The organism is Pseudarthrobacter sp., assembly GCF_036675385.1.
In the GTDB taxonomy this organism is placed as follows: Bacteria; Actinomycetota; Actinomycetes; order Actinomycetales; family Micrococcaceae; genus Arthrobacter.
This window is the reverse complement of the sequence record NZ_JAKFFD010000021.1, coordinates 1-14,754: the sequence shown is the minus strand read 5'-3', so window position 1 is coordinate 14,754 and position 14,754 is coordinate 1. Positions and strand designations below refer to the sequence as shown.

The following is a 14,754-nucleotide window of genomic DNA, read 5'->3' as shown; positions in this document are numbered from 1 at the left end:
GCCCGACCCCCGCTACCTACACAGCAGCCTCGACGAGCTTCTTCTCGCTTGAACGAGCGCTGCGCTTACCATTGGCAGCCGGTGCGGCGCCGGCTTGGCTTTCCACGAACTCGGCGGCAATGTAGAGACCCTCACGGTTCAGGTGACGCGAGTAGGAGGAATCCAGGTACAGAGTCGGGAACGCATCCACCGAGTTCATCTCCGTGGCCTTAGCAAGAAGTGCCGGATACAGATGTGCCTTCACCGGACCTGCCCCGCCGCCGAAGACATACGCGACCTCTGTGGTGGCACCAACGACGGCCAGAACGCGGCCGAACCGCTCGGCAACTTCCTTGGCAAAGAACCGCATCTCTTCATCCACGAACTGAGCGACCTTGTCATAGAAGTTACGCTTCAACGGCGACGCTCCGGCCTGCAAGTACTCGGCCAACTGCTTGCGGGAAGTGAAGCCAGGCGAGAAGCTCTGGTCCTCCATCGCCTTCAGCGCGTCAGTAAGAACCGAACCGTAGCCTCGGTTGTGCGTGGTCGAGGCGTCGGCGTTGAACTCTCCGGCGGTGAACACCGGAAAATTGACTGTCCCTTCGCCGATATCAATGCCGACAGTGTTCTGGGCTGCAAGCACGTCACCAGAAGTGATCCCCTCCAGTGACAGACCCCGGCGGCGGACATCGGCGAGCATAGCGTCCATCAATGGCTCACCCTTTGCAGTGATCGCATACTGAGCCGACGCGCCCTCGGGGAGCACCTGTACATCCACGAATTTAAGCTTCACGGTGACGGGAGTCTCGAAGTTATGCACGGTAACCGTATGCGTGCCGCTCATGAACTCGGTTACGTAGCTGGTGCGGTGTGAGACGTACTCGTTGATCGGCAGCGCAAGTGCTACCCGAGCCTCCACACTTAAGGTTTCGATAGCCGGCGGCAATCCACCGTGCTGACGCACGTAGTCACGCAGGGCCTTGGCGGCGAAAGCGCCCATGACCAGAACCTTGCTCAGCTCCTGCTGGGCCTTGCTGCGACGGCCGACCACGTCGAACTCATCAAAGGCGCCTTGGGCGCTCAGGGCACGCAGGCCGAAGAGCCTGCGGTGATAATTGCTTACCAGAGGGGAGACGAAGCTGACGTCCAACTCATTATAGAAATTGCCTTCCATCTTCGCTGGAGCTTCACCGTCAGGGGTCGGCAGAGAGTTCGGGCGCGTGATCGTTGAGACGCCGCTTGGTAGGTCGATCTCGTCGACGTCGGTTGTACGTGATGCACCGGCGCCGCGGATGATGCCCTTGACGTAGCCGTTGCCAACGTCGATGCCACCGGTGAGATTGATCGAAATGGTCATGAATGTGATCCCTTCGTGGAAGTGCTTGGTGTGGTTACTCGGTTGCCATACAAGAGAAAGTGCTGGGAGTTGTTACGGGAGTTAGCGCAGCATCGAGAAAATGTCGTTGACTTCAACCTGTCCGACAGAAGGCTGCTCCGGTTCGGGAGTAGTCGAGGAGGAAGTGTGGATGTCGTCCTGTTTTGGTGCAGGCTTCTGAACCAGTGTCGAGGCTGCCAGGGCGATGCCCAGGATCTCGGGTTCGGTGTTTGTCTCCTGGTTTAGATCCAGGTCCGGGGACGCAGCAGGTGTTGCCACCTGCTGAACCAACGCAACCGGAGCCGCAGCCGTTTCTGCATTCCACTCTGTCTCTGTTGATTCCTTTTCAGAACCAACAGCACGCCCGCCCGTGGGAAGCTGAGCAACTGGTCGGTTGAAGACATCGACGTAGCCCAGGCGCTCGATGCTCTCACGGATCAGCATCCGAACAGACAGTGATGGGTTGTCCTGCAAATTCATCCACACCAATACAGCCTCATCGGCTGCGGGGACGCTCACGCGGAAACGGTGCGGCTGCGGCTTCACAGTTGTTACAGCAGAAGTTTTTACCGTTTTCACAGCAGCGGCCTTCGCCTTGGGTGCTGCCACCTTGCTCTGAAGATTGGCCATGGACCCCTCCCCCTCTCTCTGATTAACAAAAGTTCATGATGAGACTCAGGCTGAACCCCTCGCTCGCGTAGCTCTCAACCCACATATAACCCGCCTGCGGTCAGTTCTGGGTCAGGAACAACCCAACCTTAGCCCGCAATTTATCGGAAACTTTGGAGCAACTTACGCACCACTACAACTATTCCCTGTGCCTCGGCGCAGCGGTTTCTTTTTTGTTGGTATCTGCCCGTACAACTAATGTTGTCCACATGAGCGCAGAACGAAAAGCCAGCCGCCACGCCCAAGAATTCCGTTGGCACCAGGTCAACCTCCAGTTACCCGAGACCGAAGCTGCTCTTCGTGACCTCAAGACCCTCAGCGAGGCGGTTGACCAGCTCCTCATCGAAGCTGTCATTCGGGCCCACGACGAAGGAATGAGCTCGGCAAGCATCGCCGAGGCGCTCGGATTCACCAAACACGTCGCGGCGGAGCGACCCTCCCCCGAAATCCTGATCCCTTCACCAGCACGACCTTCTGGTCGCCGTGGCATTCATTTTGAGCCAATGACCTAATTAAGAAATAAGCCCCCCAAGTCATCCGCGTGGGGCCTATTTTTCAGCCAGAGGGCAGGCTGTAGTAGCCTGCCTGGGCGGGTGCCCATTGGCCTTCTGTTGAGACTTCGTTCATCTGACTTCCTCCGTCGGACAGGCTGTCCGACACGGCGGACAGGTCGACAGGCTGCGCCGAAGCGAAGGCGAGAGTGTTCAACCCGGCAATGTGGATGTGCTCGCCGCACCCCGAGCGTCGGACTGGGCGACAGGCTGAGTCCGGCCGACATCGAGGGTGTCCGACACAGCTGACATTTTCCCAAGACGAGTGCAGAGATGTCCGAAGTCGGGCGCACAGACCATTTTCGTCAACAGTGGACAGCACGGAATTTCCGAAGGCGTCCGCACACTCCCGTCGTTCCGTGTCCTGAAAAACCTTGATTTCCTGCGGGTTCAGGGAGAACCGGTTGTTATTACCGGGCGCACGGCGTCTTCCTTTTTGAATGGCGGTGGGAAGCCGTTTTAGGAGCGTTACGTGGTCGTGTTAACGCCAGTCCAAAATAGGGCCAGGAACGCCAACTGAAAATAGGGCCACCGACCACTATGGAAGGTGACCAATTTGGATGATTGGGCGGAGATACGCCACCTCTCGACAGGCAAGCACTCGAAGCGGGAGATCGGCAGAATCGTGAGGGTTTCCCGCGGAACGGTGGACCGGGCGCTGGAATCGGACCGGGCGCCGAAGTATCAGCGGGCGGCCGGAGCGTCGAGTTTTTGATGCGTTTGCTACCCGGACGAGCTGATCATCCTTGACCGGGAAGGAATGCGGGAGCTGCCGCCGGTGGGCCCGGAAGCGGTGTTCCGCAATGCGGAGGCGGACGGCACAGCGGCGATGAAAAACCTTCAGGACCCCGTCCCACGCAGTGGCCTGGCAGGAGGCCCGCCGCGGAAAGTCATCTCGGCCCCCGCCTACGACATAACGGGGCAAAGCAGCGGTCGGAGTTCGTCATCGGACCTGCCAACGGGAAGTGGCCTGGCGCCTACCGACAGGTTCGTTCCAGACGGTCCCATACATCCAGCGAAGCCGGTAGCGCCAACTAATCAGCCACAAGTGGATGCAGGACCAGAACAACGCCATATATCCGCTGCGATTCACACATTCCTGAGACATCAGATCCGCAGTAAGAACGGCAAACAGCCAGCGCCTAGACGCTGGCGGCGGCCCCGGACACGCGCACGGCGACCTGCCCGCTCCCCTGCGCCAGCTGCGAGGCTGCGGCTTCGTCAGCCACCACCGTCACGTGCGGGTGCAGCTGCAGGACCGACCCCGGGCAGTCAGCAGTGACGGGCCCGTTGAGGGCGGCGGCCAGGATGCCGGCCTTGTCCGTGCCGTTGACCACCAGCAGGAGATGGCGGGCTTCCAGGATGGTGCCCAGTCCCTGTGTGATACAGCGGAGCGGCACTTCTTCCGGGGTGCTGAAGTAGCGGGCGTTCGCCTCGCGGGTGCGTTCCGTGAGGACTTCCACGCGGGTCCGGGAGTCCAGGGCGGAGCCTGGTTCGTTGAAGGCCAGGTGGCCGTTGTGGCCGATGCCGAGGATCTGCACGTCGATGCCGCCAACGCCGGCAATGGCGGCGTCGTAGTCAGCGGCGGCAGCCTCGGGGTCTGCGGCGCTTCCGTCCGGCACCGCTACGTTGACGGGATCCAGGTGCAGCCGTTCAGTCACTTCGCGGCGGACAACTTCGGCGTAGCTTTCGGAGTGTCCGGCGGGCAGGCCCACGTACTCGTCGAGGGCGAAGGCCCGGACGGAAGACATGTCGAGCCGGTGGTTGGCGAGCGCCGCGTAGATGGGCAGCGGCGATCCGCCCGTGGCCACGCCCAGGACGGCGTCGGGCTTGCTGCGGATGACGGCAGCGAGGATCCCGGCAGCGACGGAACCGGTAGCTGCGGCGGTAGGCACAACGAAAATTTCCACGGCGAAGGCACTCTCTACGAAAAGGGCAGGGCTAAATCCGCCCGGGCGCAGGCGGCGAAGGAAAGGCGGAGGGAAACAGGCTAGGCGGCCGCGACATCCTTGAGTTTCAGGCGGATGCCGTCAAAGTGGCGCTGCAGGCGTTCGGACGCAAGAGCCTTGTCCTTGTTGGCCACGGCCTCGAAGATGTCCCAGTGGTCCTGCGTCTGCTGCTCGAGGTTGACCGGGCCGGTACCGATGGCCAGGTGGATCTTGCGGTAAACCTGCCAGAAGACATCCATGAGGTTGATCAGCAGCTCATTGTTCAGGGGGGCGTACAGGCGGCGGTGGAATTCGGCGTCGTGCTCATGCATCGGCTCCCCCTTCTTGGCCGCGTCCTCCATGGCTTCCATGGTGGAGCGCAGGTCAGCCACGTGCTCGTCGGTGAGCAGGTCAATGGCCGGTCCGATCAGCCCGGATTCGAGGGCTTGGCGCACGTCGATGAGCTCCATGGCTTCCTCGCCCTTGTGGCGGAGGGACAGCCGGCCGCGGAACGTCAGGCCGGACACCAGGGCGCTGAAGTTGTTGGGTGCTACGAACATGCCAAAGCCATGCCGGATCTCGATGACGCCCAGTGCCTGGAGTACTTTCAGGGACTCGCGGACGGTGTTGCGGCCCACGCCGAGCTCGGCGGAGAGCTCACTTTCGGTGGGCAGCGCGTCACCGACGTCCAGGCCGCGGTCCAGAATGAGGTCCATGATCCGCGTCTGCAGGGCATGCGAACGGAGCTGCGCACTGAAACGGGCGGGCGATACTTCTTGCGATGCGATGGCCACGTGGGTCTCCTCCTTGCCGCGCTTAGGGGTCGCGACTTGTCCTACATCTCAAGAGTACAGGAGATGGGACGTCCAATGTCTAGATATTGGGAACGTATTTTTGAGAACTTCCAACCCTGAGGGACCGAATCTAACCCAGGAGCGCCGAATCTAACCCAAAAGGGACCGAACAAGCTCGCGGCACGCCCGGTAACCGGGCGTTTTGGGGTCGATCAGGGCGTAATGGTCCCCGGGGACCCTGACCAGCCGGGTCTCCATGTTTGCCGTGGTTCCAGCGTTCACATAGGACTCGGACTGGCCTAGGGGAACGGTGGTGTCCTCGGATCCATGGACAGCGATGACCGGCACGGCCAGCGGAAGGGCGGTCATGGGGTCGGCGTACCTATAGCGGTGCGGATATTTCGACGACGACCCGCCCAGGAGGTTGCTCACCGCACCGTTGCTGAGGTTTAGCCTCTCCGCCTCGGCCAGGTTGAGCAGGCCGGACTGGCTGACCACCCCGGTGAGGTGCACCGCGGAGGCATCTGAGGTACGGGGCACCTGGCGGTCAGCATCCGGCATTCCCAGCTGGGCAAGCTTCCCCCTGCCGGCAGCCCAGGCGGCCAGATGCCCGCCGGCTGAATGGCCCAGCGCCACCACCGGACCCAGGTTCAGGGCATGCTTGGCCGCGAGGTCCCCCAGCTTGTCGATACCGGCCAGCACGTCAATGAACGTGTTTGGCCAGCCGCCGCCGTTTCCGGCCCGGCGGTATTCAAGGTTCCAGGCGGCCATGCCATGGGCGGCCAGGTCCTTGGCGATGGGCTCCCCCAGCTCTGCGCCGTACTGCGAGCGCCAGTAGCCGCCATGGATCACCACCACCACGCCGCGGTGCTCGGCGCCGGCCGGCAGCTCCGGCAGGAAGAGCTCGCCCCATTGGCTGGCGTCCTCGCCGTACTGGTACTTGTGCCGCTTCACTGCATCCCCCTTGGCACCGCCACCGGCGGTACCGTCCCGCTCGGCGCCGGGCGAACACGCGGCGCCGAGAATTCCAACGGCCGCCGCGGCCGCCGCACCAACCAGCGTGCGAAAGACAAACGTCCGACGCCGCAGATCAGCCATGTGCAGAGCCTACAGCGTGGTGCCTCCCGGCAAAGTCGCCAAGCAGGAAACCGTAGATTTGTGCCCGTAAATTCCATCCTCGGGATGACCTGGAGGGACTACCGGGACGCAACAGCCGCCGTCGCGCGTTTCCTGCGGGCGCTCCGTGGAGCTCCCAGCTGCTAATACTTCGCCGGGACCACAGGCGGCCGCCCTGGAAGGGCGTAGTGTCAGTAGTAGGAGATTTCGGGGTGGCATGTAGGTCCGGGGTTGAATATACGGGCCGTGCGCGAAGAGAGCGCTCAGCCGCCAGCCGGGTCGTGTGATCCCGGCGATGCTTGGAATTGAGGCCGCATGGCCGAGAATGAGGCTCTGCCGACGGCGGAGCAATTGCAGGACCTACTCCTTGAAAGTCCGGGCTTCACCGAATTCCTCTTGGGACTGACAGCGATTTCCGCGTCCTTGCTGGGCGGGGAGACGCCCCTGCTGTGTGCCATCACAGTGGAACGGGAGACCGGGCCCGTGACGGTAGCCAGCAGCACGGAGACGGCCCGGAGCCTGGACGAACGCCAGTACGCATTCGACGACGGTCCCTGCCTTACGGCGCTGCGGGAGCAGCGCACAGTCCTCATCCGTGATCTTCAGGCGGACGAGAGTTGGGCCTGGTATGCCGGGGCGGTCGCAGACGAAGGCATCCGGACAATCCTGGCCGTCCCCATCCCCACCGACAACGGTTCCCGCTCCGCCCTGAACTGCTACTCAACCCAGCTGAATACGTTTGCCCCGGACACGGTGACCGCCATTGAGGAGCACGCTGCATCGCTTTCCCGGATCCTGCGGCTGGCAATCCGGGTGCACCCGTCGGACCCCTACCCGGAGCATTTAAGGTCGGCGCTGCGGTCCCGGGCCGTTGTCGATTCAGCCGTGGCCCTGATCATGGTGCAGAACCGCTGCAGCCATGAAACCGCCGTCAAGCTCCTGCACCTTGCCTCCCGCAGCAGCAACCGCCGGCTGCATGACATCGCCGGGGACATCCTGCACCATGCGTCAGATATCCCCGTCATCACCGGAGGCGGGGAGAAATGATGGACGACGGCGGACTGGGCACCCCCCAGCCTGCCTTCGGCGCGGACCAGCGCAAGTTAGCAGCCGCCCAGTTCCGGAGCGGTAACATCAGCCTCCCGGCGCTATGGACCTACTATTACGGGATCGGCGGAAACGTCGATCAGCTCGGGGTGGACGCCTACCTGCACGAGCTGACGGAATTGGCCCCGCTGCAGATGGATCTCATCCAGACCGCCATCCAGGAGATCACGGCGGACGGACCGGGAAGTGCACATGTCCCAGGACTTTGATATCCGAGAACCCCAATCCGGCAAAGATGGACGTGCCGACGCCGGCCTGCACGACTTTGTGCTCCACCTGCAGGACCTCGTCCTGGCAAGCTCCGACGTCCGTGAATTCCTGACGGACACCGCCGCGATTCTTGGGACGCAACTGTCACAGCCCGGGAACCATTTGTCCTGCGGGATCACGGTAGTCCGGCAGAAGCGCCCGGTCGCTGTGGCCAGCAGTGACGCGCGTGCGCGGAACCTGGACGAACTGCAAAACAGCATCGGCCATGGACCCTGCCTGACAGCCCTTCGGACAGAGTCGATGGTCCACGTCCCGGATCTGGACGCCGATGTCCGTTGGCCGAAATACAACCAGGCTGCCCGCCAGATGGGCATCGGCTCCATCCTGGCAGTACCAATGCCTCTGCAGGCTCCTGCGCAGGCGGTGATTAACCTCTACTCCCCCAATACGGATGGCTTCCCGCAGTACGGGATTGATGCGGCCATCGGCCTGACGGGTATCGCCGCCAAGGCGCTGGACCTTGCCCTGAACATCGCACAGTTGCGCGACGCGCGTGACGACCTCGCCGCCGCCCTGAAATCCCGAACGGTCATTGACACAGCCATTGGGGCCATCATGGCGCAGAACCGTTGCAACCGCGATGCGGCATTCCAGATATTGGTCAAGGCGTCCAGTTACCGCAATATCAAACTAAAGGAGGTGGCCGCCATGATCATTTCCGGAATTGGCGGCGAACGGGAATTCCCCACCACCTACGATGAATAGCCAAACAGCCTGAATCCGTGCAGGTCCGGGTACGCAGCCCACCACACACGTTAGGCTTTACCTGAAGCGCTGAACGGTCACAAACAGGCTCATCCGGCCCGCCGGAGGCCGGTCACGCAGAATGGCCGGAGGCAAAAACATGACCAAGAAGTATCCCCTGGATGAACTATCCACTGCCCTGGGCAGGATCATGGGGCTGCTCCTCACGGAAGAAAAAGTGGACCACGCCGTCCAGCATCTCTCCCGCGCCGTCAGGGATTCCATCCCGGGGACTGTTGGGGCAGGTGTCTCAATCCTTGATCCCCATGCCCGCCCTGTTAGTTCCGGTTTTACCGGCAGTGTGGTGGAACGCGCCGACGCCCTCCAGTATGAGCTGGTCCAGGGGCCCTGCCTGACAGCCTGGGCCACCCAGGAGAGCATCCTCATCCATGACGTTGCAACTGAAGCCCGCTGGCCAAACTGGAGCGCCGCCGTCGTTGACTTCCCAATCCGCTCAGTGATCAGCACCCCGCTGATCGCCGACGGGCAGGCCATAGGTGCGATGAAGATTTACGCCGCCACCCCCGGCGCTTTTGAGGATGCCACCGCTGCCCTCATGGAGCTTTTTGCCTCCCCCGCGGCAACCCTTCTGTCCCATATCCAGACTGCCGAAACTCCGGAACGCATCAGTGCGGGCCTTCAATCGGCACTCTTCAGCAGGGACCTCATTAACCGGGCCTGCGGAATCCTCATGGAGCGCCACACCATCGCCGAGGACGCTGCCCTGCAGCAGTTGATGCGGCAGGCCCGCGCGACGTGCAGCACGCTTAAGGAAGTCAGCGCCATTGTCTTGGCAGGCGTGGCCTCCCACCCGCGTAGAGGCAGTAGTGATGGGCTTCGATAGCAGCGAACCGGAGCAACGCCGCAGGCTCCAGGCAGCATTGACAGCAGCACAAGTCAGCACGGGTGACCTGTGGCTCTACTACTTCGGCATCGGCGGATCTGTGGGCGAGTATGAAGTGGAGGCCTACCTGCAGGGACTTCTTTCCCTGCCCGAACTGCAGCGGGACCTCCTGGCCATGGCGGCAAATGAACTGTTCAATGACCACGCCGGCCCCCGCGCGCCCTATGCGGACGAGCTTGGGTCTGAAGATCCACCACGGTCCGAAGAGCCCTAACGGGCCAGACGCTCTCATGCCCCTTTTAGCCCAACGCTCTCTCACTTTCTTGAGGCAAGTGAGAGAGCGTTGGTGATTTTCCTGCGTTAAGTGAGAGAGCGTTTGATGGTGCCGGGTGCGTTGCCGCCCAGCCGTGCGGTGACTTTGTCCGCCGCTGCCCTGCAGGATTCGCCGAGGCTCTGCAGGCGCTCCTTGGAGACCCGGAACCGCGGGGCCGGGATGAGGACTGCTGCCACAAGGTCGCCGCGGTGATCGTAGACGGGGGCGGCGACGCCGACTTCATCCAAGGAGGACTCGCCGTAGTTGATGGCCCACCCGCGGCGGGAGTCGTCCTTAAGGCGGAGCAGATAGTCCTCAAGGGAGGCCTCGTCCAGCCCGGGGTAGGTAATGGCTCCGCTGCGCAGGAGGGCACGCACTCTCTCCTCCGGTTGGATTCCAAGGAACACCTGGACCGAGGAACTCAACGCGTCGCTGTACCGGGCCCCCAGCGGCGCAGTGTGCTTGATCTGGTGGCGGCTGGCAATCTGCTCCACGCAGATCGACTCGTTGCCCTCCCACATCATCAGGGCACTGGTTTCGCCGGTCAGTTCCGTGAGTTCGCGCAGGACGGGATAGGCGACGCGCCGCTCCTCCAGTTCGGCCAGCAGCGGACCGGCGACGGCGATCAGGCCCAGTCCGAGGCGGAAACGGCGTGTGTCCGCATCGCGTTCCACGAGGTTTTCCTGTTCGAAGGTTGCCAGGATCCTTGACACGGTGCTCTTGTGCAGGCCCACCCGGTTGGCGATCTCCGTCACGCCAAGCAGCGGCTCGTCGGCCGTGAATGATCGAAGGACGGCGATGGCGTTGACGATGACTGAGGCGCCCTTGGTATCGCCCTTGCCGTTGGTGTCGCTGCCGTTGGTGTCAATGGAATCTGGTGTGGTCATGATGCTCACTATCATTGCGCATAGTCAGCGGAAAGCGGCGCCGTGTCAGACACGGCGCCACTCCCCGGGGCGGTGGTTGAGCTTGTCAGGGTTTCGGCAGGCTCAACCACCGGGGTCAGGCTCAACCACCGGGGTTCAAGCTCCGATGATGTTGTACTCGGGGCCGAACGGGAACTTGGTGATGTTCTCGGCGCCCTCTTCGCCCACCACCAGGATGTCGTGCTCGCGGTAGCCGCCGGCGCCCGGCTGGCCATCCAGGACGGTAATCATGGGTTCCATGGAGACCACCATGCCCGGTTCCAGCACGGTGTCGATGTCCTCGCGGAGCTCCAGCCCGGCTTCGCGGCCGTAGTAGTGGCTGAGGACACCGAAGGAGTGTCCGTAGCCGAACGTCCGGTTGGCGAGGAGCCCGTGGCCCACGTAGATCTCGTTGAGCTCCGCGGCGATGTCCTTGCACACGGCGCCGGGCTTGATCAGCTCAAGTCCGCGCTTGTGGACCTCCACGTTGATATTCCACAGTTCCAGCGAGCGGGCATCGGGTTCGCCGTAGAACAGCGTCCGCTCCAGTGCCGTGTAGTACCCGCTGGTCATCGGGAAACAGTTCAGGGACAGGATGTCGTGTTCCTGGACCTTGCGGGTTGTGGCCCAGTTGTGGGCGCCGTCAGTGTTGATGCCGGACTGGAACCAGACCCACGTGTCCCGGATTTCGGAGTTGGGGAACGTCCTGGCGATCTCGTGGACCATCGCCTCGGTGCCGATCAGGGCGACCTCGTACTCCGTGATGCCGGCCGTGATGGCGTTGCGGATGGCCTCGCCGCCGAGGTCGCCGATCCGGGCACCGTGCTTGATGACCTCGATTTCCTCCGCTGACTTGATCATGCGCTGGCGCATCGCTGCCTGCGCCACGTCCACGAGCGTTGCGCCGGAGAACGCTGCCTGGATCTTGTTGCGGTTGTCCAGCGGCAGCGAGTCGTCCTCGACGCCGAGGCGGCGCGGGTTGATGCCTCGGGTCCGCAGGACCTCCTGGATGGCGAAGATGTAGTTGTCCCGGCGCCAGTCCGTGTAGATGATGTTGTCGCCGTAGCTGCGGCGCCAGGGCATGCCGGCGTCGATGTTGGCGGTGACGGTGACGGTGTCATCCTTGGTGACCACCATGCCGTAGGAGCGGCCGAACGTGGTGAACAGGAAGTCGGAGTAGTACTTGATGGAGTGGTAGCTGGTGAGGACGACGGCGTCCAGTTCCTTCTCTGCCATGATCCGGCGAAGACCGGCAATGCGCCGCTCGAATTCGGCATCGGAGAAGGTCAGGGAGACCTTCTGGCCGTTGTTGAGGACCTTCAGTCGCTCCAGTTCGGCGACGGACGTGGCGTTTTCAGATGCTGTGGTGGTCATTGTGGTGATGCCTTTCTTTGGTGCGGTTTGCTTGAGGGGAGAAGCGGTTGGAAGGGGTTGGCTATTCGTGGCGCAGCGGTTCTTTGCAGGTTTCCCTGGACAGTGAAACGGCGATCAGCGAGATGACAGCCGCGGCGACGAGATACCAGGCCGGGGCCAGATCGCTTGCGGTGGCCGCGATCAGGAGCGTGGCCATGAACGGGGCGGTACCGCCGAACAGGGCGTTTGAGAGGTTGAAGCTGACCGCGAAGCCGCTGTAGCGGACCCGGGTGGGGAACATTTCGGCCAGGAAGCTGGGAAGTGTTCCGTCATTGAGGGTGAGCATCGCTCCCAGCAGGATCTGCACGAGGACGATGACCAGGAAATTCCCGGTTCCGAGCAGCGCGAAGGCGGGCACGGTCAGCACAATGAAGGCGATGGATGCACTGATCAGCACCTTCTTGCGTCCGTAACGGTCCGAAAGCATGCCGGTCAGGAAGATGAAGCCGATGTACGTGACCAGCGCAATGGTGGTCGCAAGGAACGATTCGGTTTCGCCAAGGCCCAGTTCCGAGGACAAATAGGTGGGCATGTAGCTGAGGATCACGTAGAACCCGACGGCGTTGAGCAGCACGGCGCCGACGGCCTGCAGCAGCTGCCGCCAGTGGTTCCGGAACAGGCTGGACACGGGTGCCTTGATTGCCTCGTCCTCCGCTGCCAGCTCGCGGAACACCGGGGTGTCTTCGAGCTTGGTCCGGATGTAGCGGCCGATCAGTCCCATCGGGGCTGCGAGCAGGAACGGCAGGCGCCAACCCCAGCTTTGCATGGCATCGGAACTCAGGAGGACTGTCAACAGGCCTGCGATCAGGGAGCCGAGGAGCAGGCCGGCCGCGGTACTGGCGGGAACAACCGCGGCGTATAGGCCGCGCTTGTTGGCCGGAGCGTACTCGACCAGGAAGGCCGACGCCCCAGCGTATTCACCAGAGGCGGAGAAGCCCTGCGCTACCCGGATGACCAGAAGCAGGATGGGAGCCCAGATGCCGATCGTGGCATAGCCCGGAATGAGGGCTATACAGAAGGTTGCTCCTGACATGATCAAGATCGAGAGGGACAACGCTGTCCGCCGGCCTACCCTGTCACCGATGTGGCCCCAGACGAACCCGCCGAGCGGACGCACCAGGAATGAAATCGCAAACAGGGCGAAGGTCAGCAGAAGCCCGGTCTGGGGATCTGATTCAGGGAAAAAGACTGTGGCAATCGTGACGGCAAGATAGCCGTAAACGGCGTAATCGAACCATTCAACGAAGTTGCCGATGAAGCTGGCCGCGATGACTCTGCGGCGCGTTTCTTTGCTGACCACATTGTCAGCGGGTTCAAAATTCTGGCCGCTCGTGGTGCTGCGGCCGGCCCGGTGGCCGTCATGTACATCATGCGGTTGCGGGCCACGGCCTCCCGCACGAGCGGGAGAGGAAGTTTCGTTACTCATGTATCCACCAAGTTTGTTTGGGGTTGCAATCAGCGCAACGCTGTTGCAACAGACTAGGCGTGATGAGCAACACAGTCAATGGTTATTTTGTGGCTCGGGGCATGGATACCCGCGAGGACAGCACCTGGCCTCCCGGCGGCGCGCAGCAGGAGAGAATATTGCGGTCAGTTGCATAGGATGAAATCATGTTGCGACATTGGCATGCGTCAACGCCCTCGCTCGGACAGCGGACGAACGCAGCACGCGGAGGATCTATTGACACCCTCCGTGGCGGCTGACATATTTCGAGTACGCGCTATGTGCACCGTGTTGTGTAATACGCAATAACTTCAGGTCGGCAACCAGCGGTTGAGGGCCCGGAGCTGCGGCGTGAGAACCCTTTTGAACCCGACGGGTCGGCCGGATTGCCCGGAGCGCCGTCGCCCAGGAGTCCCTGGACTCAGGAAAGGAACACCAGCTAATGGTTCACAGAGTCAAGGCGGTCATCGCCAAGGAAAAGAATGCCCCGGTTTCGGTGGAGACCATCCTGGTGCCGGATCCCGGCCCGGGCGAGGCGCTGGTGGACATCCTCACGTGCGGGGTCTGCCACACCGACCTGCACTACAAGCAGGGCGGCATCACCGACGATTTCCCCATCCTGCTGGGCCATGAGGCCACCGGTGTGGTCAGCGCCGTCGGTCCCGGCGTCACCGAGGTGTCTCCCGGCGACCGCGTAATCCTGAACTGGCGTGCTGTCTGCGGGGAATGCCGCGCCTGCGCCAAGGGCCAGCCGCAGTACTGCTTCAACACGCACAACGCCTCGCAGAAGATGACGCTTGAGGACGGCACGGAGCTTTCGCCCGCGCTGGGCATCGGCGCCTTCGCGGAGAAGACCCTGGTCGCCGCCGGGCAGTGCACCAAGATTGACGACGACGTCGATCCCGCCGCCGTCGGGCTGCTCGGCTGCGGCGTGATGGCCGGAATCGGCGCGGCCATCAACACCGGCGAGGTCAAGCGCGGCGAATCGGTGGCGGTGATCGGCTGCGGCGGGGTAGGCATCGCCGCGATCGCCGGCGCCAGGCTGGCCGGGGCCACCACCATCATCGCGGTGGACATCGACGCGAACAAGGTGGCCATGGCCAGGTCCCTGGGTGCAACGCACGGTGTGGATTCCAGCAGGGAAGACCCCGTCGAGGCCATCCGGGCCCTGACGAACGGCAACGGAGCGGACGTGGTGATTGACGCCGTCGGCCGTCCCGAAACGTACAAGCAGGCGTTCTACGCCCGCGACCTCGCCGGCCGGGTGGTGCTGGTGGGCGTTCCGACGCCGGGCATGTTGCT

Annotated in this window: 15 protein-coding genes; 7 read left to right on the top strand and 8 right to left on the bottom strand. The window is 62.7% G+C overall.

From position 1 onward, the window contains the following. Positions 1–16: 16 nt before the first annotated feature. Entirely contained in the window at positions 17–1,336 is a 1,320-nt protein-coding gene (locus tag V6M49_RS01860; protein WP_141139056.1) for a ParM/StbA family protein, read from the bottom strand. Between the two features lie 81 nt (positions 1,337–1,417). After that, complete coding sequence (locus V6M49_RS01855; protein WP_332759729.1) at positions 1,418–1,984, bottom strand: hypothetical protein; 567 nt, start codon at positions 1,982–1,984, stop codon at positions 1,418–1,420. A 248-nt stretch (positions 1,985–2,232) separates the two neighbouring features. Here V6M49_RS01855 and V6M49_RS01850 point away from each other — a divergent pair, with 248 nt between their 5' ends. After that, complete coding sequence (locus tag V6M49_RS01850) at positions 2,233–2,535, top strand: hypothetical protein (RefSeq protein ID WP_332759728.1); 303 nt, start codon at positions 2,233–2,235, stop codon at positions 2,533–2,535. 1,181 nt (positions 2,536–3,716) lie between these two features. Here the strand turns inward: V6M49_RS01850 and V6M49_RS01845 are convergent. The 3 genes from V6M49_RS01845 to V6M49_RS01835 all read right to left on the bottom strand — a co-directional run bounded on the left by V6M49_RS01845 (position 3,717) and on the right by V6M49_RS01835 (position 6,394). Next, positions 3,717–4,484, bottom strand: coding sequence for a glucosamine-6-phosphate deaminase (locus tag V6M49_RS01845; protein WP_332759727.1), 768 nt, complete (start codon positions 4,482–4,484; stop codon positions 3,717–3,719). 80 nt (positions 4,485–4,564) lie between these two features. Next, positions 4,565–5,290, bottom strand: a complete 726-nt coding sequence (locus tag V6M49_RS01840; protein WP_371706857.1) for a FadR/GntR family transcriptional regulator — start codon at positions 5,288–5,290, stop codon at positions 4,565–4,567. A 156-nt stretch (positions 5,291–5,446) separates the two neighbouring features. Next, a complete protein-coding gene (locus tag V6M49_RS01835) occupies positions 5,447–6,394 on the bottom strand; it encodes an alpha/beta hydrolase (protein WP_442959686.1) in 948 nt (315 codons plus the stop codon). 333 nt (positions 6,395–6,727) lie between these two features. Here V6M49_RS01835 and V6M49_RS01830 point away from each other — a divergent pair, with 333 nt between their 5' ends. The 5 genes from V6M49_RS01830 to V6M49_RS01810 all read left to right on the top strand — a co-directional run bounded on the left by V6M49_RS01830 (position 6,728) and on the right by V6M49_RS01810 (position 9,651). Then, positions 6,728–7,459, top strand: a complete 732-nt coding sequence (locus tag V6M49_RS01830) for a GAF and ANTAR domain-containing protein (protein ID WP_332759725.1) — start codon at positions 6,728–6,730, stop codon at positions 7,457–7,459. After that, positions 7,456–7,728: a hypothetical protein gene (locus V6M49_RS01825; protein ID WP_332759723.1), complete on the top strand. Its 273-nt coding sequence runs from the start codon at positions 7,456–7,458 to the stop codon at positions 7,726–7,728. Before V6M49_RS01830 ends, V6M49_RS01825 begins: the two co-directional genes overlap by 4 nt. Next, on the top strand, positions 7,712–8,494 hold the full coding sequence (locus V6M49_RS01820) for a GAF and ANTAR domain-containing protein (RefSeq protein ID WP_141139050.1): 783 nt from the start codon (positions 7,712–7,714) through the stop codon (positions 8,492–8,494). Before V6M49_RS01825 ends, V6M49_RS01820 begins: the two co-directional genes overlap by 17 nt. A gap of 139 nt (positions 8,495–8,633) precedes the next feature. Further along, entirely contained in the window at positions 8,634–9,377 is a 744-nt protein-coding gene (locus V6M49_RS01815) for a GAF and ANTAR domain-containing protein (protein ID WP_332759722.1), read from the top strand. Beyond that, positions 9,364–9,651, top strand: coding sequence for a hypothetical protein (locus V6M49_RS01810; protein ID WP_056347570.1), 288 nt, complete (start codon positions 9,364–9,366; stop codon positions 9,649–9,651). The genes V6M49_RS01815 and V6M49_RS01810 overlap by 14 nt, the downstream gene beginning before the upstream one ends. Before the next feature lie 86 nt (positions 9,652–9,737). Here the strand turns inward: V6M49_RS01810 and V6M49_RS01805 are convergent, their stop codons facing one another. From V6M49_RS01805 to V6M49_RS01795, 3 genes are all read right to left on the bottom strand, one after another. Continuing rightward, complete coding sequence (locus V6M49_RS01805; RefSeq protein WP_104060237.1) at positions 9,738–10,577, bottom strand: IclR family transcriptional regulator; 840 nt, start codon at positions 10,575–10,577, stop codon at positions 9,738–9,740. Between the two features lie 135 nt (positions 10,578–10,712). Further along, entirely contained in the window at positions 10,713–11,969 is a 1,257-nt protein-coding gene (locus V6M49_RS01800) for an aminopeptidase P family protein (RefSeq protein ID WP_332759721.1), read from the bottom strand. A gap of 61 nt (positions 11,970–12,030) precedes the next feature. After that, positions 12,031–13,434 (bottom strand): MFS transporter, encoded by a 1,404-nt coding sequence (locus V6M49_RS01795; protein WP_332759720.1) that lies wholly within the window; start codon positions 13,432–13,434, stop codon positions 12,031–12,033. Positions 13,435–13,894: 460 nt separating this feature from the next. Here V6M49_RS01795 and V6M49_RS01790 point away from each other — a divergent pair. Next, positions 13,895–14,754: alcohol dehydrogenase catalytic domain-containing protein (locus V6M49_RS01790; protein ID WP_332759719.1), on the top strand; the 860-nt coding region annotated here is incomplete at its 3' end.